We start from the raw sequence: 20,372 nt of genomic DNA, 5'->3' as shown, positions 1-20,372 counted from the left end.
ACGGGCGACATCTGCCCGCCCGTGCCCTATATCATTGACCGACATGCCAGACACCCCGCCCCTGCCGGACAGTGCGCCGGCGCTCATTCCCCGGCACGGCGCATGGTCGGTGCTGACCCCGGACGGGGAAATCCTGTCCATGTCAGCCGATGACATACGGCGCGAACTGCCCCAGTGGCCCATCCCCATGGTCATCCATGCGCCCGCGACCGCACGCAGGCTGGACCTGCCACCGCCGCCACGCCCCAGCCCATGGCTGGACCTGCTGGAACTGTTCGCCTTCGCCCTTCCCGCCCATGGCGCGCCACCGACCGCGCGCGGGCTGGGGGCGGCACTTGGCATTGCCGAAAACAGGCTGGACGCACCGGAAGCCGACCTGCTGCCCGATCTGGCGTTTGAACTGCTGCGCCGGATCGCGGCCAGCCGCAATACGCCCGAAGGCAGCATAAAGGCCACGCTGGCCTGGGGCATGCGCAAGGCCGGATGGGCATGGGGACCATCGGTCTGCGCCGCACTGGGGCTGCCCCCCGCCGGCGGGCTGCCTGCGGGCATGATCCAGCCCAATGAGGCGCTGAAGGTCTGGACACGCCTGCCCAAATGGGAAGAAACCGCGCCCCGTCCCGCACCCGCCACACACCCGGTCACGGGGGAGGAAGCGCGCGCGCACCTGCGCACGATCCTTGGCGAAGGGGCCGAACACCGTCCTGCGCAGGAAGCCTTCAGCCACGTTGCAGCCCATGCCTTCGCCCCGCGCACGACACAGGGCGACCCGCACATGGTGCTGGCGGAAGCGGGCACCGGCACCGGCAAGACCCTTGGCTACGTCGCCCCCGCCAGCATCTGGGCGCAGCGCAATGGCGGGGCCGTATGGATCAGCACGTACACCCGTCACCTGCAGCGACAGATCGAATCGGAACTGGCCCGTGTCTATCCCGATCCCGACATCCGGCGCAGCCATGTCGTGGTCCGCAAAGGGCGGGAAAACTACCTGTGCCTGCTGAACATGGAAGAAAGCGTGAATATCGCGCTGTCGCGTGGGCAGGCGGCGAACCACACCATCATCGGGCTGGCGCTTGTGGCCCTGTGGGCAGCGCATACGCGTGATGGCGACCTGTTTGGCGGCGACCTGCCGGGGTGGTTTACCGACCTGTTCGGGCGCGGCCTGCTGACCGGCATCGCGGACCGGCGCGGCGAATGCATCCATGGTGCGTGCCCGCATTACCAGCAATGCATGGTCGAACACTCCATCCGCCGTGCCCGCACGGCGGACCTTGTGATCGCCAACCACGCGCTGGTCATGTCACAGGCGGCATGGCACGCCATGGACGGCGCGGACACCAATAACGAGGACAACACCCCCACGCGCTACATCATGGACGAGGGGCATCATATCGCCGATGCCGCCGACAGCGCCTTCGCCCTGGAACTGTCCGGGCTGGAGGCCGCTGAACTGCGGCGCTGGCTGCTGGGGGCAGAGGGCGCACGATCGCGCGCGCGCGGCCTGCGGCGCAGGCTGGAAGACCTGCTGGTGCATATTCCCCGTATCGAGACACCGCTGGACACGGCGCTGATGGCCGCCCGCGCCCTGCCCGCGCCGGGATGGTCCGCCCGTCTGGCAGCACTGGATCCCGGCAACAAAGCATCAGCCCCGACGGACGCGCCGGAGGAAAACGGCGAACCCACCCTGTCCAACCCGTCGGAAGCCCTGCTGCATGAACTGCGCCAGCAGGTGCTGGCGCGCACCCATGGCAGCCCCGAGGGCGGCCAGCGTCGCAGCGACAGTGAATGTGACCTGCACCCCATGCCCGAATCCCTGCATGCGGCAGCACAGGGGCTGGAACGTGCACTGCGGCGGCTGGCCGAACCACTGCGCACCCTGATCGCCCGGCTGGATGAAGCGCTGGAAACCGAAGCCGACTGGCTGGACACCCCCATGCGCGAACGGATTGCCGCCGCCATCCGGTCAATCCGCAGGCGGGCGCTGTCACGCGTGGATGGCTGGTGCGCCATGCTGGGTACCATGCAGGCAGGAGAGCAGCCGCCCGCAGGCGAAACCCCACAATATATCGACTATATCCGCATGGACCGGCGCGAGGGCCAGAACCCCGGCGAGCGGGACGTGGGGCTGTACCGCCACTGGCTGGACCCGACCATTCCGTTTGCCAGCGTGCTGGCAGCCCCTGCGCACGGCGTGCTGGTGACATCGGCCACATTGCGTGACGAGACGGGCGAGGACACGGAAAATGACAGCGCCGAGCGTGCCTGGGACGCAGCCGAAGCACGCTCGGGCGCGATCCACCTGCCGTCCCCTGCAATCCGGTCGTCATTTCCCAGTCCGTTTGATTACGCGAAACAGAGTCGCGCCTTCATCATCACCGATGTGGCGCATGATGACCCGGCCGCGCTGGCCGGGGCCTACCGCACGCTGTTCATGGCGTCGAACGGGGGCGCGCTGGGGCTGTTTACCGCCATATCGCGCCTGCGCGAAGTCTATCGCCGCATCGTAACCCCGCTGGAAGCCGCGGGCCTGCCGCTGTTTGCCCAGCATGTGGACCCGATGGACAACGCCACACTGGTGGACATACTGCGCAGTGAACGCAATGCCTGCCTGCTGGGTACGGATGCGATGCGTGATGGGGTGGACGTGCCGGGCAATGCGCTGCGTCTGGTGGCGTTCGAACGCGTGCCATGGCCGCGTCCCGACATCCTGCACCGTGAACGGCGCATTCACCTGTCCGGTGGCGCACCGGGGCGCTATGATGACAGGATAGCCCGCCTGCGCCTGCGTCAGGCGTTCGGGCGCCTGATCCGCAGCCGGCAGGACAGGGGTGTATTTGTCCTGCTGGACCGGCGCACCCCGTCACGCCTTCTGTCCGCCTTCCCCGAAGGGGTGACGGTCCGCCGCCTTGGCCTGAGTGCCGCGGCGCGGGAGATCACGGCTTTCCTGCAGGAGCAGGATACATCCGTGGACCAGCTTTCCTGATCATCGCTCCCTCTGTGGGCCGCCCCGCTACAGGGCCGCGTGTCAGAGCGCCTTGAGGTTGGTCGCGGCGGCCTTGCCACGTTCCATGGCGATGTCATAGCTGACAGCCTGATCCTCGTTCAGGCCACGCAGGCCGGCCGCCTGCACTGCGGTGATGTGTACAAACACGTCCTTGCCGCCATCATCAGGCATGATGAAGCCAAAACCCTTGGTTGCGTTGAACCATTTTACTTTTCCGGTAGCCATAGCCAGTCTCTTCTCCAGCGCCATCCTTGCCGGTCCTAATACCGGCAATCCGGGCGCGTGCCTTTACGGCCATGAAAAAAACGGGGCATCCGGAAAACACCCTGCCACTTTCACGTCGTTCGTGCTCCCTAGGGGCAGCATGAAATGACCGCCCGTGTCAAATCATCCTGACATGTCCGGTGCGCAAATGCCTGCCATGTGTACAAAAAAAGGGGGAAAGGCCACTGGCCCTTCCCCCTTTTTCGTGGCGCATGATCCCCGGCCTGCCCGGGGACCATGGCATGTACGGCTGGATCAGAAATCCATGCCGCCCATGCCGCCCATACCACCCATGCCACCTTCCGGCATTGCGGGGGCCTTCTTTTCCGGACGCTCGGCCACCATCGCTTCGGTGGTGATCAGCAGACCGGCAACCGATGCCGCATCCTGCAGCGCCGTGCGGACAACCTTCATCGGGTCGATGATGCCGGCTTCCACCAGGTCCTTGTAATCGCCGATCTGGGCATCGAAACCATAGGTGTAGGTGTCGTTTTCCAGAACCTTGCCGGCGATGACCGCACCGTCTTCACCCGCATTGTGGGCGATCTGGCGCAGCGGAGCCTGCAGGGCCTTGCGGATGATGTCCGCACCGACGCGCTGGTCGTCGTTATGGAAGTGCAGGCCACCCAGCTTGGTCGATGCGCGGGCAAGCGCCGTGCCACCACCGGGGACAATGCCTTCCTCAACCGCCGCACGGGTCGCGTGCAGGGCATCGTCAACGCGGTCCTTGCGTTCCTTCACCTCGATCTCGGTGGAGCCACCGACGCGGATCACGGCCACGCCGCCTGCCAGCTTCGCCAGGCGTTCCTGCAGCTTTTCACGGTCGTAGTCGGAAGTGGTTTCCTCGATCTGCGCGCGGATCTGGCTGCAACGGCCCTTGATGCCGTCCGTGTTGCCAGCGCCTTCGACAATGGTGGTGTTTTCCTTGTCGATGTGCACCTTCTTCGCGGTGCCCAGCATGTCCAGGGTCACGCTTTCCAGCTTGATGCCGAGGTCTTCGCTGATGACCTGGCCACCGGTCAGGATCGCGATGTCTTCCAGCATGGCCTTGCGACGGTCACCGAAGCCCGGTGCCTTGACGGCCGCGATCTTCAGGCCACCACGCAGCTTGTTGACGACCAGGGTCGCCAGCGCTTCGCCATCAACGTCTTCCGCAATGATCAGCAGCGGACGACCGGACTGCACCACGGCTTCAAGCAGCGGCAGGATCGGCTGCAGCGAGGACAGCTTCTTTTCGTGGATCAGGATGTAGGGGCTGTCCAGATCGACGGTCATCTTTTCCGCATTCGTCACGAAATACGGGGAGATGTAGCCACGATCGAACTGCATGCCCTCGACCACGTCCAGCTCGGTGTGCAGGCCCTTGGCTTCTTCCACCGTGATGACGCCTTCGGAGCCGACCTTCTGCATGGCCTGCGAGATCATCTCGCCGATTTCCTTTTCGCCATTGGCGGAAATCGTGCCGACCTGTGCCGTCTCGGCCGGGGTCGTGATCTTCTTCGCGTTCTTCTTCAGCTCTTCAACGACAACGCCAACCGCCTTGTCGATGCCGCGCTTGAGGTCCATCGGGTTCATGCCGGCGGCAACAGCCTTGGCACCTTCACGCACGATGGCCTGCGCCAGCACGGTCGCCGTGGTGGTGCCGTCGCCTGCGATGTCGTTAGTCTTGGATGCGACCTCACGGACCATCTGCGCGCCCATGTTCTCGAACTTGTCAGCCAGTTCGATTTCCTTGGCGACGGAGACACCGTCCTTCGTGATGCGCGGTGCGCCGAAGCTCTTGTCCAGGACAACGTTACGACCCTTCGGGCCCAGCGTCACCTTTACCGCGTCTGCAAGAATATCCACGCCACGCAGCATGCGCTGGCGGGCTTCACCGCCGAACTTTACGTCCTTGGCTGCCATTTTCTTCTTCTCCGATATGGAAAGTTCTAAAAGGTTACTCGGTCAGGAAAACACCGGGGGGGTCAGGCGACCACGCCCATGATGTCGCTTTCCTTCATGATCAGCAGTTCTTCACCGTCGATCGTCACTTCCGTGCCCGACCACTTGCCGAACAGGACGCGGTCACCCGCCTTCACGTCGAGGGGCACAACCTGACCCTGCTCGTTACGGGCACCTGCGCCCACCGAGATCACCTCGCCTTCCATCGGCTTTTCCTTGGCGGTCTCAGGGATGATGATACCACCTGCTGTTTTTTCCTCGCTCTTGAGGCGACGGACGACCACACGGTCATGCAGGGGACGAAATTTCGTCATGGATCGCTCCAAATCTCTTAAAAGGTAACGCCCTTGAATCAAGCAACGCCACCGGTTGGCGCGCGCGCCAGGCCGCATCGCGTTAGCACTCCCCTCATGAGAGTGCTAACATCCAGATAGGAAGCCCCCATACAGGTGTCAAGAACAGCGGCGGGGCTGGGCACGCATAATTCGTCCCTCAAAGACAACAAAGCGGGATGTTGTATTTTTATATTTTAATATCAAACAGTTACTCAAACAGATCCCACCCCGTCAAAAGCGGAAGCCCAGCCTTCACCCCAGTGCATGATGGATGATGGCGCCGATTCCCGACAGCCGGTCAGAGACCACCACAATGCCCCCACGCGGCACGCGGCCCCTGTTCCCGTGACAGGCTGCCGGGGCAGGAAAAAATTCTTGTAAACCGCCTCCTCACGCGGGTTTCATATTGACGCGGGATGGCACGGCATCATTGTGTGGCGGGCAACGAAGGAACGAATGGAGCAAAACCATGGGCGCAGTCATCACCGTTACAGCGGCGGACGGGCACACCTTTTCCGCCTACCGGGCCGGTCGGCCTGATGCCGCGCGCTGCGTTGTGGTGGTACAGGAAATATTCGGGATCACGCCCTATATCCGCGCCGTTTGCGATGCCTTTGCCGCACAGGGGTATCAGGCAATTGCCCCTGCCCTGTTTGACCGCGTGAAGCGCGACGCCATCCTGCCCTATGACAGCACCGGCATGCAGGAAGGCCTGCAACTGCGCAGCAGGATTGCACAGCCCGATACGCTGAAGGACCTTGTGGCTGCCGCCGGGACCCTGCCTGCGGAAAAGAAGGGCATTGTCGGCTTCTGCTGGGGTGGCAAGCTGGCGTGGGAAGCATCATGCCATACAAAGGCGTTCTCGGCGGCTGTGGCTTGGTATGGCGGTGGCATTGCCCAGACCCGCAACCAGGTACCCAACTGCCCCGTGCAACTGCATTTTGGCGCGGAAGACGCGCATATCCCCGCTGATGAAGTCGACGCCATCCGCGCCGCGCATGAGGATATCGAGATTTTCACGTATGAAGGGGCCGATCACGGTTTCGGCTGCACCGACCGCCCGTCCTATAACGAAGCCGCCGCAACCCTGGCCATGCAGCGCACACTGAGCTTTTTTGAACACTGGCTGTAACAGCCCTGCATAAAAAACGTCCGTGCCCGGGCAAGGCATGGACGTTCTTTCAGAGGCCCAAAAAAAGAAGTTGTTGGTGAAGCTTTTTTTTATGCTTCTTTTTTATGCTTCAAAGAGACACCGCCTTTTTCAAAAAGGCGGCATCCAAAAACTTTTATTACTTTCTCAGATCAGCCCCGCTTCAGCACGCGTCCCGCCACAGCTTCCAGCTTTTTCAGCAGGGCTGGGTCGCGTTTGTCCGGGGCCGTGATGATGGCGTGTTCCAGCGCGCGGTCACAGCCCGCGTAACAGGGGCCACGCTTCGCACCCAGCTTCGGGATGACCGAACGGACAAGGGCACGGGCACGGCTGGCGTTTTCCTGCATAACCTTGACCACTGCATCCACCGTCACGCTGTCATGATCGTCGTGCCAGCAGTCGTAATCGGTCACCATGGCGACGGTGGCGTAACAGATCTCGGCTTCACGGGCCAGCTTGGCTTCGGGCATGTTGGTCATGCCCACTACCGAACAGCCCCATGAGCGGTACAGGTTGCTTTCGGCGCGGGTGGAAAACTGCGGACCTTCCATGACCAGGTATGTGCCACCACGCGTCACATCCAGCCCCAGTTCCCGGCACTGGCCTTCCAGCACGTCACCAATGCGCGGACACAGCGGGTCGGCCATGCCGACATGAGCCACGCAGCCCGTGTCGAAAAAGCTTTTTTCACGTGCGAACGACCGGTCAATAAACTGGTCGATCACCACGAAGTGGCCCGGCGGCAGTTCTTCCTTCAGCGAACCGACAGCCGAAAGCGACACGATATCGGTCACACCCGAACGCTTCAGCGCGTCGATATTGGCGCGATAGTTCAGGCGTGAAGGCGGCAGCGGATGGCCACGGCCATGACGCGGCAGGAACACGCAGCGCACACCGTCAAGCCTGCCGAACAGAAGCTGGTCGGATGGCTTGCCCCACGGGGTTTCGACCGTGCGCCATTCCTTGTCTTCAAGGCCTTCGATATCATACAGGCCGGAACCGCCGATCAGGCCGATAACCGGCTCGATCTGTTCTTCGGTGGCAGGCTTAGTGGACATTGGACCACGTTCTCCGTTTCAGGCAGATGGAAAGAATAAGCAGGATCAGCAGGAACACGGCCGCCCCCACGCCCGCGCGGTGGCGTTCGACCAGATGCGGACTGGCCGCCCATGCCAGGAAGGTCGTGACATCACGCGCCTGCTGCGCCACGGTTGCGGGCGTCCCGTCGGGATAGGTGATCGCGCCATCGTACAGCGGCGGCGGCATGGCGATCTGCCCATTCGCGGCATAGGGGTTGTAGAACAGCCCCGGCGGCACGACCGTGCCGGGCGGCGGGGTCTGCCCATAGCCGGTCAGGAAGGCGTAGATCCGGTCCACCCCACCCGGATGCACCACCGCCAGCCGCGACTGGTCCGGCGGTGCCACGCCATGGTTGGCGGCGGCGGCCGTATGCGCGTCGGGATAGGGCGACAGCAGATGGTCATCCATATTGGCCGGACGCGTGGCCGGGCGCCCGCTGGCATCCACGCCCGCCGGGACACGGTGTGCGCCCGCTATGGCGTTGATGTCCGCGTCCTTCAGGCCCATTCCCGCAAGGTCGCCATAGGTGACCGATTTCATGCCATGGCAGGCGGAACAGACCTGTGCGTATACGGTATAGCCGCGCTGGACCGACGCCATGTCAAAATGCCCAAGCGGCCCGCGAAAGCTCCAGTCCTGCCGGGGTGGTTCCCGATAGTCATGTGCCTGCGCCATCGCCCCGCCACCCGACACAAGCACCGGCATGACCAGACCGGCCAGCAGCATGCCACGCCGCAACAGATTACGCCCAGATGGCGCATTGCACTGCTGATGACCCCGTTCATGCATGTCCGCTACGTTCCCGCCGCAATTACGTGTTCCTTTTCGCGTTCCCGCCAAAAGGGTGCCCCCTTCCTAGCGGTTACGTAATGGATCTTGCAATCGCCCGTCTTGCAATAGACGGAACAAACGGGCACCCGTAATACCCATTGCGAATGACCAGAACGGGCAGAACGATACAATCATGACAACATCCCGCACCCCAGTGGCCCACGACGGACTGAAGGACACGGCCCGGGCCTGGTTTGAAAACCTGCGTGACCGGATATGTAATGCGTTCGAAAAGATCGAGGACGACGCTGCGGCACACGGCAGCCCGACCCTGCCGGGCAAGGATGCGCCGGGCCGCTTCGAGCGCACGCCATGGAACCGCACGAATGATGACGGCACGCCCGGCGGCGGCGGTGTTATCAGTCTCATGCGCGGGCGCGTGTTTGAAAAAGTGGGGGTGAATGTTTCCACCGTCAGCGGGGAATTCAGCCCGGGCTTTCGCGACTCGATCCCCGGTGCGGCGGAAGATCCGCGCTTCTTCGCCACGGGCATAAGCCTTGTCGCCCATATGTGCAGTCCGCTGGTACCTGCCGCCCATTTCAACACCCGCATGATCATCACCACACAGGGGTGGTTTGGCGGTGGCGGCGACATTACGCCCATGTTCCCCGAAAGCGCCGAAGCCATTAGCGACGCCGCACGGTTCCATGACGGATTCCGGCTGGCGTGCGAAAAGCATGACCCGGAATACTACCCGCGTTTCAAGGAATGGTGCGACAGGTACTTCTACCTTCCCCACCGCGATGAAGCGCGCGGGCTCGGCGGCATTTTCTATGACCGGCTCAATACCGGCGACCTTGATGCCGACTTCGCCTTCACGCGCGACGTGGGCCTCGGCTTTCTGGAAACCTATCCCGACATCGTGCGCGGACGGATGATGGAACCGTGGACCGCCGAACAGCGCAAGGCACAGCTTGTCCGCCGCGGGCGGTATGTCGAGTTCAACCTGCTGCATGACCGGGGCACCATTTTCGGCCTGAAAACCGGCGGAAACACCGAAGCCATCCTCATGAGCCTTCCCCCGGAAGTCCACTGGCCATAAGAATAGGCCCATGCCTGCCTTACGCACCCCGTCCCGCCCCGTCCCGACCACCTGCCGCCCCATGCGGATGGGCCGGGCCGTGCCCGCGCAGGCACGGTCATGATCGGTCGGCGCAGCCTTCTGGCCCTGCTGGCGGGTGGGGTAGTGACAGCACCCATGCGCCAGGGAACTGCGTCCGAACTGCCGCGTGAGCGCCTGCCCATGCCTGCGGGCACGGCAGGTGGGGCAGGGTTGCTGATGGCGGGGAACCAGAGCGCCATGGCCGACCGGTGGAAGCCGGTATTGCCCGGCGCGCTGGCGCAGGGGCTGGGGTTGCCCGCCCCACTGCCGGTGCGCGATACCGTGGGGCAGGACGGGGTGACGGGGGCCAACCTGTTCGATTCCCAGTTCGCGTCAGATGGCATGATGGCGCTGGCTGCGCCCGGTTCGGCGCTTGTCGCCTCCCTGTGCGGTGATCCGCGCGTTCATTTTGACTACAGCCGCTGGCTGCCACTGCTGCTTAGCACGACAATGCCGGTGGTGATCGGGCGCGCGCAGCTGCATCGCGGCCTTGGCAGCTTCATACGTGACCGGCCCGTACGCATTGCCGTATCGACCCTGACGGGCATTGAACTGCCGACCGTTCTGGCCATGAGCCTGTTCGGGCTGCGCCCCATTCCGGTCACCGGACTTGCGACACCACAGGCTGCGGCGGATGCCCTGCGCGATAACCAGGTCGATACCATACAGATCACCGACCCACTGGGCACACCCGAGACCTCAGCACTGGTCCATGCGCTGGCGCAGGCAGGTTTCCCCGCCCTGTTTACCCTCGGCACACAGGCCAGACCTCTCGATTTGTTAGATCAGCAGGTCATGAGCATGCAAAGCCGCCTGCAGCAGGACGCGCATTCGGCCCTGCATGACCTGCTTTATGCCGCATGGAAGCCGCTGGCGGCGGCGGCTGGCGTGGATCTTGCCCTTGTGCTGCCCATGCTGACCCAGCCCGCGACACTGGCCCGATGGCGTGCCGCCACGGCACAGGCCATACGCGACAGCGCCGTGCATACCATGGCGCAGGATACCGGCCGCGTCCTGCTGACCGGTACTGACGCGACCGAGGCATTGCGGCTGGCGGCGGGTGATATGTCCGCCATCATGACGCTACGCCGCTGGCTGGCCAGCAACCTGCCGACATGGCGACTGGGCTGACGCCACAGGTCGTTTTTTTCAGAAACTGTTTGGGAATCCAGCCCGGGAAACACCGGGCAATCATCAGAAAGTTCTTGGTGAAGCTTTTTTCAAAAAGCTTTGAAAAACCCGCCTTTTAATAAAGGCGGCACCCATAACTTTTATTTTTATCCGGACAAGTTGCTTCAGACAGTCTTTCAGAAACCGTTTCCACGCGCTGACCGGCGCAGCAGCACGCGCACCGCGCCCTGATTGGCTGCATGCGGGTGCACGACCGCAAGAATCAACCGTCCCAGATCACCGCGCCCCAGCCAGAACGGCAGTTCACGCCGCAGGATGCCGCCATTATGGCCACTGCCCAGCCCGGTTATGATCTCGACACAGCGCACATTGTCCGCATGTGCCTGGATCAGGAAACCATGCAGGCGGTGAAACGCCGTCTGCGCCACCTGCCCATGCAGGTCCAGCCTCCGGGCCGGGCGCAGCTTGCCGCTGACCAGACCACGCCAGCTGGTGTCATCCAGCCCCGGCCTGCGCACGCCAATTTCAAACGCCCCGCCTTTCCCCTTCTGCACGGTCAGGCTGTGGCTGGCGGTGCCATGGACCGCATGCACTCCGCCCGATGTCAGCCGCTGCATGATGGCGGCACGGCTCATGCCCGGTTTTGCCGGAGTTGCAGGGGGAATGTCCGGGGGCTGGGATGGCAGGGTATCGGGTTTTGCCTGCCTGGCGGCGGTCCGCAATGGCGCGATCCCATGCGCGAAGGCCGCCCACAGGGCCTGTTCCTCCTCGTTCAGTCTGCGCTGCCTCACGGTATGGTTCCTTTCTCCGGGCCGCTATCCGTGCCCATAGAATCATACCCCGCCCGGCAGGTCCATGTTTTCAGGCATGGCCCCATACGCAAAAACCCTGCCGCATATACGGCAGGGTCTGCGTTCCCTAACGGACAGGAACCGTCTTACTGTGCCGCGTTCTGCAGGGTCTCGCCCTGATAACGCCCGGTCAGGGTGTTGAGGAACGCCACGATATCCGCCACGTCCTGATCAGAAATGTTGTGATCCGGCGTCTGGTAACGCGCCATGTCACGCACGGCCCCGTCCAGCGTCTTGATACTGCCATCATGGAAATACGGACCGGTCAGCGCGATGTTGCGCAGGTTGGGCACCTTGAAGCGTTCCATGTCGGCGGGATCGTGGGTCACTTCAAAGCGTCCCTTGTCCGCATCCGTCAGCTTGCCGCCACGGGCCGAGAAATAATTACCTTCCAGCCCCAGCGGCTCGAACGCCTGTCCGCCCATGGACGGGCCGGTATGGCAGCCTGAACAGCCAACCTGCTTGAACAGCGCATAACCATGCTTTTCCTGCGTGTTCAGCGCTGCGTCATCCCCCTTGAGATACTGGTCAAAGCGGCTGTCGGGCGTCACCAGCGTCTTTTCATATTCACCAATGGCGTCGGTAATGGTGTTTTCATCAATCGTATCGCTGCCATAAGCGGCCTGGAAATCCGGGGCATAAGTCGGATCTTCACGCAGGCGGGCCGCAACCGATGTCCAGTCATGCGATCCCATCTCGACCGGATTCATGACCGGGCCGGCCGCCTGCTGCGCCAGCGTGCCCGCACGACCGTTCCAGAACTGCCATTTGTTGAACACCGCATCATAAACGGTAGGGACATTGATCGGCCCCTTCTGTCCATGGATGCCGGTCGCGGTAACCAGCCCGTCCACGCCACCATGCTGCAGGCTGTGGCAGCTGGCGCAGTTCAGCGTGCCATCACCAGACAGCTTGCGGTCAAAGAACAGGCGCTGGCCCAGCGCAACCTTGTGACTGTCCACCGGCACGGATTCGGGCACGGGCTGCACCGGTTCGGCGGCAAAGCGGTCGGCAACGCCGGGTGTCGCATAATGCTGGCGGCGCACCTGCGCAATCCATGTCAGCATGCTTTCCCGCTGGGCCGCCGACAGATGGGCATGCCAGTGCATGAGCAGGTACAGCGTGGGCGGCATGCGGTTCTGGTTGATGACCTCTTCAATGCGGGCCAGCGGTTCCTGATCGGGCACTCCACCGTTCTGCAGGGCATTGATGACCGGTTCAACACGGAAATGCCTCAGCCCCTGGTCCCGGTCATGGCTCATCAGCGTATTGGCAACGGGCAGGCTGAAATAGAACGGCAGGTCAACTTTGGCCGCGTGGCAGTAATCGCAACGGGCTTCACGTATGACATTCAGCGCCGCAGACGATGTCGCGTCCATCCCTGCCCCCGCAGGTGCTGGTGCGGTCGCATGATCGAAATGGGTCAGATAGGCGACCGTCCCGCCATACGCCACGATACCCGCAGCCATTAACGCCGCCACTGCTTTTTTAACCGACATCCACAGACCCCCTGTCCCTTGCTTGAATGGGTTTCTGGCCGATTCAGGGATTATTTGTCAAAATAATCGTTTAAATGAAAACCATCAAAGTTTTCGATCACCTGTCCCGGCCACGCCATCCACCTGCGCCTGCATGGCCTGCCGTACCCTTTGCCGCGCGACATTGACATAGATGGTATCAAGGTCGATTCCGATGCCCCGTCCCCCTTCGCGCACGGCGGCGACCAGCGTGGTGCCCGTACCCATGAACGGGTCCAGCACCACGGGTGCGGTCTTGCCATGCAGGCGGATGCACATCTGCGGCAGCAGCACGGGAAATGTGCCGGGATGATGGAATTTCTGTGCCTTGCCCTGCACGGTTTCATACGGGATGAACCATGTATCGCCCCGGCATCGCCGGTCCTGCCGGTGGCCCCGGCGCACGATATTGGACTTGTCCATGTAGGGCACACCAATATCCAGACGTTTCAGCCCGACATTGCCCGTACGTGTCAGATGGAACAGGTGTTCGTGATTGCGGTTAAGGTAACGGTGGCTGTTGACCGGCTTGAAATGTCCATGCGTTTCCGTTCCCACCGAAATCGACTTGACCCAGGTGATATGGTTCTGCAGCACGAACAGTTCACGCAGCCGGACCATCAGTTCAAACGGCAGCCATGGCTGCGCCGAGGAACCCGCGACATTAAGAAAGAATGACCCATCAGGACGCATGACGCGACGCACCTCACGCGCGACATCAACCATCCAGTCCAGATAGCCGTCTTCTGCCAGCCGGTCGCGGTACGTGCGGTATTTCAGACCGATATTATACGGCGGCGAGGTCACGACCACGTCCACGCTGTCCGGTTCCATGCGGCGCATGGCCCGGATGCAGTCGCCACGCACCAGCAGGTGCGGCCCCTCGGGATAGCGGACAGTCCGCGGCAGGCGGGTTTCGGGTGCGCAAGCCTGCCCCGCGCGGGGTCGCCCTGTCATTGATCTACTACGCTCTTCACTCCGCCCATGCGGATCTGGTGTTTGGACCTGTATATCTTATTTTGCCGGTTCGGCACCACGGGGTACCAGCACGACCATCTGCCCGGTCGAACGCAGGTTGCCCGCCGCCTGTGCCGCTTCCGGTCCCCAGCCCATGTACAGGTCGGCGCGGTCAGGCCCCTTGATGTCGGTGCCCAGATCCTGTGCGAAATCAAGTCGGTTCCATGTTGTGGGATGTCCATCCTGCGGAACCTGCGCCTGCACCCATACCGGGCTTCCGAGCGGAATGAAATCCCGGTCCACCGCCATGGAACGGCCCGGCGTCAATGGCACGCCCAGTGCGCCCGGCGCACCGGCCTGCGCATCATCATGGTCCAGTTCACGAAAAAAGACATAATTGGGGTTCTGTTCCATCATGTTCATGGCCTTGTCCGGATTCGCCTCAAGCCAGCCCCGGATGGACGCCATGTTCACGTCATCGGCGCGCAGCAGGCCCTGCGCCACCATCACACGACCCAGTGGCACATAAGGCTGGCCATTCAGGCCGTCAAAGCCAAGGCGGATCACCCTGTCATTGGGCAGGCGCACGCGGCCCGCGCCCTGCAACTGCAGGAAGAACAGGTCAACCGGGTCCGCCAGCCACAACAGTTCAAGCTTTTTATGCGCCAGCGCGCCCTGGTCAATCTGCGCGCGGCTCCAGTACGGCACGATCTGCCCGTCCCGGCTGCGGCCCGTCACGACCTTGCCCTGCGCGTCGCGTTCGCGCACCAGATCGGGCGGACGGCGATAGACCGGGGTCTGGTAAATTCCGCCACGACGCAGGGAACCACGGATTTCAGGTTCATAATACCCGGTGAACAGCGTGCCATCCGTCCGTTTGCCGACCGGCAGGGTGTATGGCACGAACCACTGTTCAAAAAATGCCCGTGCGGCGGCACGGTCGCCGGTACGCACGTCGCGCGCGGCATTGCAGGCAGCCTGCCAGTCACCGACCTGCCGCCCGGCATATTTTATGTCTGTCCCGCCCAGCGTGCTGTCTGCAGGAAGGCTGCCGACCTTGTGACAGTCCTGCAGGAAAACCGGCAGGGCGTCTTCCAGTGCATCATCCTTCCACCCCGGCAGGGCACTGAAGGACACGGGCCGGGCATGACCGGATTTATGATGGGAGCCGTGTGGGGGTCGGGGGGCGCCCAGATTGGGGCTTTCCCCGACATGACATCCGCACAGGGTGAGAACGGCGCATAAAGGCGCCATACGCTTCATTACTTTCATACGCACAGACTGATCACGGATTTGTCGGTAAATTATGGCAGGACGGCCTATGCGCTGCGGCTGGCCCCCAGACGCCAGCCTGCGCCATCGGTGTTGACGCCCAGCAGACGTTCGAACGTCCACAGGTCCGAAAACTCCGTCACGGCATCCACACCGGCCACGGGCTGGCCATTGCTGTCCACGGTCAGGCTGATCTGGTCGGACACGATCCGCACCTCGATCCGGGCCAGCGGGCTGGGGCCGGCCGTCTCGTCAATGTCGGCGCCAATGATGGCGATATCGGTAATATCTTTGATTTCGCTGCGCAGGACTTCGCCCGCCTGCTGCCGGGACTGGATCGCGGCCTCGAAGGCTGTGAATGTCGCCGCCGTCAGCCGCTGGCGCAGTACGTTCAGGTCCCCCGCCGCATACGCGCCGACGATCTGGCGGAAGGCGGCCTCGGTCCCCTTTGCAAAATCCTGCGGGGTGAAGCCGGGCTGGAGCGTGCCGATACGGGCCAGCACGCCACCCACCCGCGTATCGGGGGCGGGAATGTCATAGGTAATGGCAGGTGGCAGCGGCTCGGGCTTCTGTTCCACCACATTTGCAGCCATGGGCGGCGGCGCCATGGGGCGCGGGGCCGGTTCCGCGCCAACCCGGCGGCCAAGAATGCTGCGCAGTCGCAGAACAAGGAATACAGCCACCAGCCCCAGAACAATCAGATCCAGCGGAAAATGACCAAAAGAAAAATTCATGCCGCGCGTCCATAATGCAGGCGGGCACCCTGCCCAGATTACCCTGCGCAACAACATAGGCAACGCCCGGAGCCAGCACAATGCGCAAGGACCGTTAAAATTCCGACAGCTGGTATGGCATCACCCGCGGACCCATGCTACGGCCAGAGAATACGGTATTCATTTCTTTTTTCCGCATATCCCTGGGGAATACAGACAAGCATGTCCGACACGACTCAGCCGCCCACCCCTGAAAACGGCCAGAGCGCGCCCCCGGCGCTGCCGCTGGCAATCAACCTGCAGTATATCAAGGACCTTTCGTTTGAGGTGCCCGCCGGTGCGGAAATCTTCGCAACCCTGCGCACGAACCCGCAGATTTCGGTCAATATCGACGTGCAGGCCAACCGCCTTGAGCAGGAACAGCCGGTATTCGAAGTTGTCCTGACCGTAAAGGCCGAAGCCAGCGAAGCCCCGCAGCAGGAAGGAGGCCCCGCCGGTCGCCCGGTCTTCATTGCCGAACTGTCCTATGCCGCGATCGCGACACTGAACAGCCCGCCCGCCGAACTGATCGAGCCGATCCTGCTGGTGGAAGTGCCGCGCCTGATTTTCCCGTATGTGCGCAACATCCTCAGCGAAGTCACGCGCGATGGCGGGTTCCCGCCCGTGGTGCTGCAGCCGATCGACTTCGTGGCGCTGTGGCAGGCCAAGCGTAACTCGTTCGACCAGACGCCGGGCCACGCCTGATCCATACAGGCATGATACCAGAGGCTGTTTCAGGACAACCTGTTGATAGGGAATAATAAAAGTTTCTGGGGGTCGCCTTTTTTCAAAAAGGCGGCGTTCTTCGAAGCCTTTTGAAAAAAGCTTCGCCAAAAACGTCCTTATCAGTCTGCCGAATTTCTGAAACAGTCCCTGATGAATGGGCCGGGAGCATATGCTTCCGGCCTTTTTTCATTGCCGGGACAACCCGATTTCAGGCGGCATCATGGGACAGGCAGTCCAGCATGGCATCCTGATCAGGACGGGCGGCCACACGTATGTCACGCCAGCGCACACCCGCACCAAGAGCGGCAGCCACCCCGTCTGACATGGCGATGGCCTCCACCCCCAGCAGCAGGGGCACCAGTGCTGGCGTCAGGGCCGTGATGAAAGCTTCCGCCGTTCGGGTGGAATAGACCATCACCGCCCTCACCTGCCCCGCCTGCAGGGCCGCGACAGCATTGGATGGCAGGCCTGTTGCCGCACGCACGACATAAACGCAGCGCCGCAGCACACGGTATCCATGCCCGCGCAGCGCCACTGCCATTTCCTGCCCATAACCCTGCCCCACCGCCAGCAGCAACCGGGCGGCGGGCGGCACGGCGGCCTGCAACAGCACCAGAAGGTCATCCGCCGTGCCAGATGCAGCAGTCACATGGACAAACCCCGCCGCACGGGCACGCCGCGCGGTGGCGTCCCCCACCACGTAACAGGGAATGTCATGCAGTTGCGGGTCGGTCAGGCTGCCCACCGCCTGTCCACTGGTCAGGACAATGGCATCGGGACGGAATGAACCGGTGGAAAGGGTGCGCTGGCTGACATGCAGCATGGGGGCGGCGATCGGATGCAGTCCCCGCGCCGCCACCGCCGTCATGGTGGGGGCAAGCCCCGGCGGCGGACGGGTCACGATCACCCCCGCGCACCGGGCGGAAGGGATGGAATCGTTACTTCTGTTCAACAAAAATATCGGCAGGACTGTCAGCACGCAGGCTGCGGCCAAGATCACGGCCAAGACGCGCCGCATCGCCCGGTGCGCCGCTGATCGAACGCTTGAGCAGGAACGACCCGTCTTCGCGCGCAACAAGGCCGGTCAGATGCAGTTCCGGCGCGCCACCGGCCACGACCGGGATCAGGCGGGCGTAACCACCGATCGGCGTACGGCACGATCCATCCAGTTCCGCCAGCAGCGCGCGTTCGGCCGTGGCGACGGCGCGGGCTTCATAATCCTCGATCGCGGACAGCAGTTCACGCAGTTCGACATCGCTTTCACGCACAGTGACCCCGACAATTCCCTGCCCCGCCGCAGGCACCATGATGGTGGGGTCAAGGATCACATCGGCCCGGTCTTCCATGCCAAGGCGCCGCAGCCCGGCATAGGCCAGCAGCGTTGCATCGCACTGCCGCGCCGCCAGCTTGTCCAGTCGCGTCTGCACATTGCCACGCAGCAGGCCGAATTTCAGGTCGGGACGCACATGCAGCATCTGCGCCTGACGCCGGACGGAGGCACAGCCCACCAGCGCACCATGCGGCAGGACCGCATACGGGTCGGCAGGATCAGGCTCACCACAGCCAGGACCAAGGATCAGCACATCGCGTGCATCCTCGCGCTTGAGGGTGCAGGCCAGAACCAGCCCCGGCGGGAGCGTGGTCTCGAGATCCTTCAGGCTGTGGACGGCAAAATCGATCCGGCCATCCAGCAGCGCTTCATGAATTTCCTTGGCGAACAGGCCCTTGCCGCCAATTTCCGCCAGCTTGCGGTTCTGCACCTGGTCGCCGGTGGTGCTGATCTGGTGTTCCTGGAACGCGCCCATGTCGCGCAGCACGGGACAGAAACGGGTCAGCAGCGTCAGGAACGCCCGTGTCTGCACCAGCGCCAGCGGGGAAGCGCGCGTCCCGACCTTCAGCGGCAGCTGCCGGCGGTGGGGTTCGGGATGTGTGGCTTCCTTTCGCTGGCGTGCAGCGGCCTCGGCCGCGACTTTCTGTAGCGCGGACGATGGAAACGGGGCAGATGGCTTTGCGGACTCCATATCGCGTGTCTATTACCGCACCGCGATAAAGGAAAGATGACATTCGGCACATCCGGATTGTAAATTACGCCATGCCCCATACCGAACCGACATGCCCCGATCTGCCAACGCCCGTTATGGCCATTGAATCTTCGTGCGATGACACGGCCTGCGCGATCGTTACGACAGGCGGCCAGATCCTGGCAGAAACGACATTATCGCAATCCGGCCATGTGCCATTCGGCGGGGTCGTGCCCGAAATCGCCGCCCGCGCCCACCTTGGCGCGCTGCCAGCACTGGTGCGCGACACGCTGCGCGCGGCCGATATGCAGCCACATGAACTGGGTGCGATTGCCGCAAGCTGCGGACCGGGGCTGATTGGCGGCCTGATCGTGGGGGCCGACATGGGCAAGGGCATGGCCATCGCACTGGACCGGCCCTTCATTGCCGTCAACCACATCGAGGCCCATGCCCTGACCGCGCGCCTGCCCGGTGTCGCCAGCAATGGCGCGCCGTTTCCCTACCTTCTGCTGCTGGTGTCTGGCGGACATTGCCAGTGCATCGCGGTGGAAGGGATTGGCCATTACCGCAGGCTGGGCGGCACGATTGATGACGCGGCGGGGGAGGCATTCGACAAGGTGGCCAAGATGCTGGGCCTGGGCTGGCCCGGCGGCCCGGCGGTGGAACAGCTTGCACGTGAGGGCGATCCGCACGCCGTACTCCTGCCGCGCCCACTGCTGGGGCGGGCCGGATGCGATTTCTCCTTCTCCGGCCTCAAGACCGCCGTGGCGCAGAAACTGCCTGCCGAGGTCCGCACCGCCCTGCCCCGCCAGCAGGCCGCCGATATCGCCGCAAGCTTCCAGCAGGCGGTCAGCGACATCGTAATCGACCGCCTTGGACACGCGCTGGACATGATGGAGCAGCGCCCCACCACGCTGGTCGTGGCGGGCGGGGTAGCCGCCAATGGCGTCCTGCGCGCACGCCTGCAGGAATTCGCCACTGCGCATGATTTGCCCTTCGCAGCCCCGCCGCTACGGTTATGCACCGATAACGCGGTCATGGTGGCATGGGCCGCGATCGAGACCATGCGCGCACGCACGGCCCTTGGCCTGCCCATACCCAATGATATCGCCATGCGCCCGCGCCCGCGCTGGCCACTGTCGGAGATGACGCAGCGCATGACGGTGGATGCGGACAGCATGCCCGCCTGAACGCATTCGCTTCCCCCAGCGATCGGGCATTGCGGTTGCCTTGCAGCCAACAAAACGCCTGAAATACCTTATTGATAAGGAACAATAAATTTTTTTAGCGCTACTTTTTTTTCAGGGCCTGTTGGGAATTATCTTGAATTGATGATTGCGCCAACGAGATAGATCATGGCTTCGAATGATCTGTCTGTTTTTTCGCTGCGCATGGCGATGCGCTTGAACTCCTTGAGCTTGCAGAAGAAGTTCTC

At 63.0% G+C, this 20,372-nt stretch carries 18 protein-coding genes and 1 pseudogene; 6 read left to right on the top strand and 13 right to left on the bottom strand.

Translation table 11 applies throughout. The annotated features are described in order from the left end of the window. Nucleotides 1-43 precede the first annotated feature (43 nt). The gene (locus MSKU9_RS15340) at nucleotides 44-2,983 is read left to right on the top strand and encodes an ATP-dependent DNA helicase (RefSeq protein ID WP_141262260.1); all 2,940 of its coding nucleotides are present in this window, start codon (nucleotides 44-46) and stop codon (nucleotides 2,981-2,983) included. Nucleotides 2,984-3,025: 42 nt separating this feature from the next. Here MSKU9_RS15340 and MSKU9_RS15335 read toward each other — a convergent pair whose 3' ends face one another. The 3 genes from MSKU9_RS15335 to groES form a co-directional block, all read right to left on the bottom strand. Beyond that, on the bottom strand, nucleotides 3,026-3,229 hold the full coding sequence (locus tag MSKU9_RS15335) for a cold-shock protein (RefSeq protein WP_010507660.1): 204 nt from the start codon (nucleotides 3,227-3,229) through the stop codon (nucleotides 3,026-3,028). Between the two features lie 294 nt (nucleotides 3,230-3,523). Next, nucleotides 3,524-5,173 (bottom strand): chaperonin GroEL, encoded by a 1,650-nt coding sequence (gene groL, locus MSKU9_RS15330; RefSeq protein ID WP_141262259.1) that lies wholly within the window; start codon nucleotides 5,171-5,173, stop codon nucleotides 3,524-3,526. A gap of 62 nt (nucleotides 5,174-5,235) precedes the next feature. After that, nucleotides 5,236-5,526, bottom strand: coding sequence for a co-chaperone GroES (groES, locus tag MSKU9_RS15325; protein WP_141262258.1), 291 nt, complete (start codon nucleotides 5,524-5,526; stop codon nucleotides 5,236-5,238). A 490-nt stretch (nucleotides 5,527-6,016) separates the two neighbouring features. Here groES and MSKU9_RS15320 point away from each other — a divergent pair, with 490 nt between their 5' ends. Continuing rightward, nucleotides 6,017-6,679: a dienelactone hydrolase family protein gene (locus MSKU9_RS15320; RefSeq protein WP_141262257.1), complete on the top strand. Its 663-nt coding sequence runs from the start codon at nucleotides 6,017-6,019 to the stop codon at nucleotides 6,677-6,679. Between the two features lie 170 nt (nucleotides 6,680-6,849). On the opposite strand, the gene MSKU9_RS15315 is transcribed toward MSKU9_RS15320, so the two are convergent. After that, a complete protein-coding gene (locus tag MSKU9_RS15315; RefSeq protein ID WP_141262256.1) occupies nucleotides 6,850-7,755 on the bottom strand; it encodes an S-methyl-5'-thioadenosine phosphorylase in 906 nt (301 codons plus the stop codon). Next, entirely contained in the window at nucleotides 7,745-8,566 is an 822-nt protein-coding gene (locus tag MSKU9_RS15310; protein WP_141262255.1) for a cytochrome c1, read from the bottom strand. The genes MSKU9_RS15315 and MSKU9_RS15310 overlap by 11 nt, the downstream gene beginning before the upstream one ends. 175 nt (nucleotides 8,567-8,741) lie before the next feature. Here MSKU9_RS15310 and hemF point away from each other — a divergent pair, with 175 nt between their 5' ends. Together hemF and MSKU9_RS15300 are read left to right on the top strand one after the other, a co-directional pair. Continuing rightward, the gene (gene hemF / locus MSKU9_RS15305) at nucleotides 8,742-9,650 is read left to right on the top strand and encodes an oxygen-dependent coproporphyrinogen oxidase (RefSeq protein ID WP_141262254.1); all 909 of its coding nucleotides are present in this window, start codon (nucleotides 8,742-8,744) and stop codon (nucleotides 9,648-9,650) included. Between the two features lie 99 nt (nucleotides 9,651-9,749). Next, nucleotides 9,750-10,841, top strand: coding sequence for a hypothetical protein (locus tag MSKU9_RS15300; protein ID WP_141262253.1), 1,092 nt, complete (start codon nucleotides 9,750-9,752; stop codon nucleotides 10,839-10,841). 176 nt (nucleotides 10,842-11,017) lie between these two features. Here the strand turns inward: MSKU9_RS15300 and MSKU9_RS15295 are convergent, their stop codons facing one another. The 5 genes from MSKU9_RS15295 to MSKU9_RS15275 all read right to left on the bottom strand — a co-directional run bounded on the left by MSKU9_RS15295 (nucleotide 11,018) and on the right by MSKU9_RS15275 (nucleotide 16,172). Next, nucleotides 11,018-11,632, bottom strand: coding sequence for a Smr/MutS family protein (locus tag MSKU9_RS15295; protein ID WP_141262252.1), 615 nt, complete (start codon nucleotides 11,630-11,632; stop codon nucleotides 11,018-11,020). A 146-nt stretch (nucleotides 11,633-11,778) separates the two neighbouring features. After that, the gene (locus MSKU9_RS15290; RefSeq protein WP_141262251.1) at nucleotides 11,779-13,191 is read right to left on the bottom strand and encodes a cytochrome-c peroxidase; all 1,413 of its coding nucleotides are present in this window, start codon (nucleotides 13,189-13,191) and stop codon (nucleotides 11,779-11,781) included. A gap of 84 nt (nucleotides 13,192-13,275) precedes the next feature. Continuing rightward, on the bottom strand, nucleotides 13,276-14,166 hold the full coding sequence (locus MSKU9_RS15285; protein WP_141262250.1) for a DNA-methyltransferase: 891 nt from the start codon (nucleotides 14,164-14,166) through the stop codon (nucleotides 13,276-13,278). Between the two features lie 57 nt (nucleotides 14,167-14,223). Continuing rightward, entirely contained in the window at nucleotides 14,224-15,429 is a 1,206-nt protein-coding gene (gene mltA / locus MSKU9_RS15280; RefSeq protein ID WP_141262249.1) for a murein transglycosylase A, read from the bottom strand. Between the two features lie 56 nt (nucleotides 15,430-15,485). Further along, nucleotides 15,486-16,172: a Tim44/TimA family putative adaptor protein gene (locus tag MSKU9_RS15275; RefSeq protein ID WP_141262248.1), complete on the bottom strand. Its 687-nt coding sequence runs from the start codon at nucleotides 16,170-16,172 to the stop codon at nucleotides 15,486-15,488. 201 nt (nucleotides 16,173-16,373) lie between these two features. On the opposite strand from MSKU9_RS15275, the gene secB reads away from it, so the two are divergent. Further along, nucleotides 16,374-16,895, top strand: coding sequence for a protein-export chaperone SecB (gene secB / locus MSKU9_RS15270; RefSeq protein WP_141262247.1), 522 nt, complete (start codon nucleotides 16,374-16,376; stop codon nucleotides 16,893-16,895). 229 nt (nucleotides 16,896-17,124) lie between these two features. Here secB and MSKU9_RS15265 read toward each other — a convergent pair whose 3' ends face one another. Together MSKU9_RS15265 and hemC are read right to left on the bottom strand one after the other, a co-directional pair. Then, nucleotides 17,125-17,817 carry a uroporphyrinogen-III synthase gene (locus MSKU9_RS15265; protein ID WP_227002516.1) on the bottom strand — a complete coding sequence of 231 codons (693 nt, stop codon included), beginning with the start codon at nucleotides 17,815-17,817 and terminating at the stop codon, nucleotides 17,125-17,127. Nucleotides 17,818-17,854: 37 nt separating this feature from the next. After that, a complete protein-coding gene (gene hemC, locus MSKU9_RS15260; protein WP_141262245.1) occupies nucleotides 17,855-18,937 on the bottom strand; it encodes a hydroxymethylbilane synthase in 1,083 nt (360 codons plus the stop codon). Nucleotides 18,938-19,008: 71 nt separating this feature from the next. Between hemC and tsaD the strand changes: the two genes are divergently transcribed. Continuing rightward, nucleotides 19,009-20,127, top strand: coding sequence for a tRNA (adenosine(37)-N6)-threonylcarbamoyltransferase complex transferase subunit TsaD (gene tsaD, locus MSKU9_RS15255; protein ID WP_141262244.1), 1,119 nt, complete (start codon nucleotides 19,009-19,011; stop codon nucleotides 20,125-20,127). Between the two features lie 128 nt (nucleotides 20,128-20,255). On the opposite strand, the pseudogene MSKU9_RS18155 reads toward tsaD, so the two are convergent. Continuing rightward, nucleotides 20,256-20,372, bottom strand: a pseudogene (locus MSKU9_RS18155) (IS5/IS1182 family transposase); the annotation flags it as partial.

Source organism: Komagataeibacter diospyri, from assembly GCF_006538165.1.
GTDB classification, from domain to species: domain Bacteria; phylum Pseudomonadota; class Alphaproteobacteria; order Acetobacterales; family Acetobacteraceae; genus Komagataeibacter; species Komagataeibacter diospyri.
Note: the sequence above shows the minus strand (reverse complement) of the source record. Positions and strands in the feature narration are given on the sequence as shown.

Coding starts and splice junctions, on each gene's coding strand:
- MSKU9_RS15340 (WP_141262260.1), top strand. CDS start 44: ATGCCAGACACCCCGCCCCTGCCGGACAGTGCGCCGGCGCTCATTCCC.
- MSKU9_RS15335 (WP_010507660.1), bottom strand. CDS start 3,229: ATGGCTACCGGAAAAGTAAAATGGTTCAACGCAACCAAGGGTTTTGGC.
- groL (WP_141262259.1), bottom strand. CDS start 5,173: ATGGCAGCCAAGGACGTAAAGTTCGGCGGTGAAGCCCGCCAGCGCATG.
- groES (WP_141262258.1), bottom strand. CDS start 5,526: ATGACGAAATTTCGTCCCCTGCATGACCGTGTGGTCGTCCGTCGCCTC.
- MSKU9_RS15320 (WP_141262257.1), top strand. CDS start 6,017: ATGGGCGCAGTCATCACCGTTACAGCGGCGGACGGGCACACCTTTTCC.
- MSKU9_RS15315 (WP_141262256.1), bottom strand. CDS start 7,755: ATGTCCACTAAGCCTGCCACCGAAGAACAGATCGAGCCGGTTATCGGC.
- MSKU9_RS15310 (WP_141262255.1), bottom strand. CDS start 8,566: ATGCATGAACGGGGTCATCAGCAGTGCAATGCGCCATCTGGGCGTAAT.
- hemF (WP_141262254.1), top strand. CDS start 8,742: ATGACAACATCCCGCACCCCAGTGGCCCACGACGGACTGAAGGACACG.
- MSKU9_RS15300 (WP_141262253.1), top strand. CDS start 9,750: ATGATCGGTCGGCGCAGCCTTCTGGCCCTGCTGGCGGGTGGGGTAGTG.
- MSKU9_RS15290 (WP_141262251.1), bottom strand. CDS start 13,191: ATGTCGGTTAAAAAAGCAGTGGCGGCGTTAATGGCTGCGGGTATCGTG.
- MSKU9_RS15285 (WP_141262250.1), bottom strand. CDS start 14,166: ATGACAGGGCGACCCCGCGCGGGGCAGGCTTGCGCACCCGAAACCCGC.
- mltA (WP_141262249.1), bottom strand. CDS start 15,429: ATGAAGCGTATGGCGCCTTTATGCGCCGTTCTCACCCTGTGCGGATGT.
- MSKU9_RS15275 (WP_141262248.1), bottom strand. CDS start 16,172: ATGAATTTTTCTTTTGGTCATTTTCCGCTGGATCTGATTGTTCTGGGG.
- secB (WP_141262247.1), top strand. CDS start 16,374: ATGTCCGACACGACTCAGCCGCCCACCCCTGAAAACGGCCAGAGCGCG.
- hemC (WP_141262245.1), bottom strand. CDS start 18,937: ATGGAGTCCGCAAAGCCATCTGCCCCGTTTCCATCGTCCGCGCTACAG.
- tsaD (WP_141262244.1), top strand. CDS start 19,009: ATGCCCCATACCGAACCGACATGCCCCGATCTGCCAACGCCCGTTATG.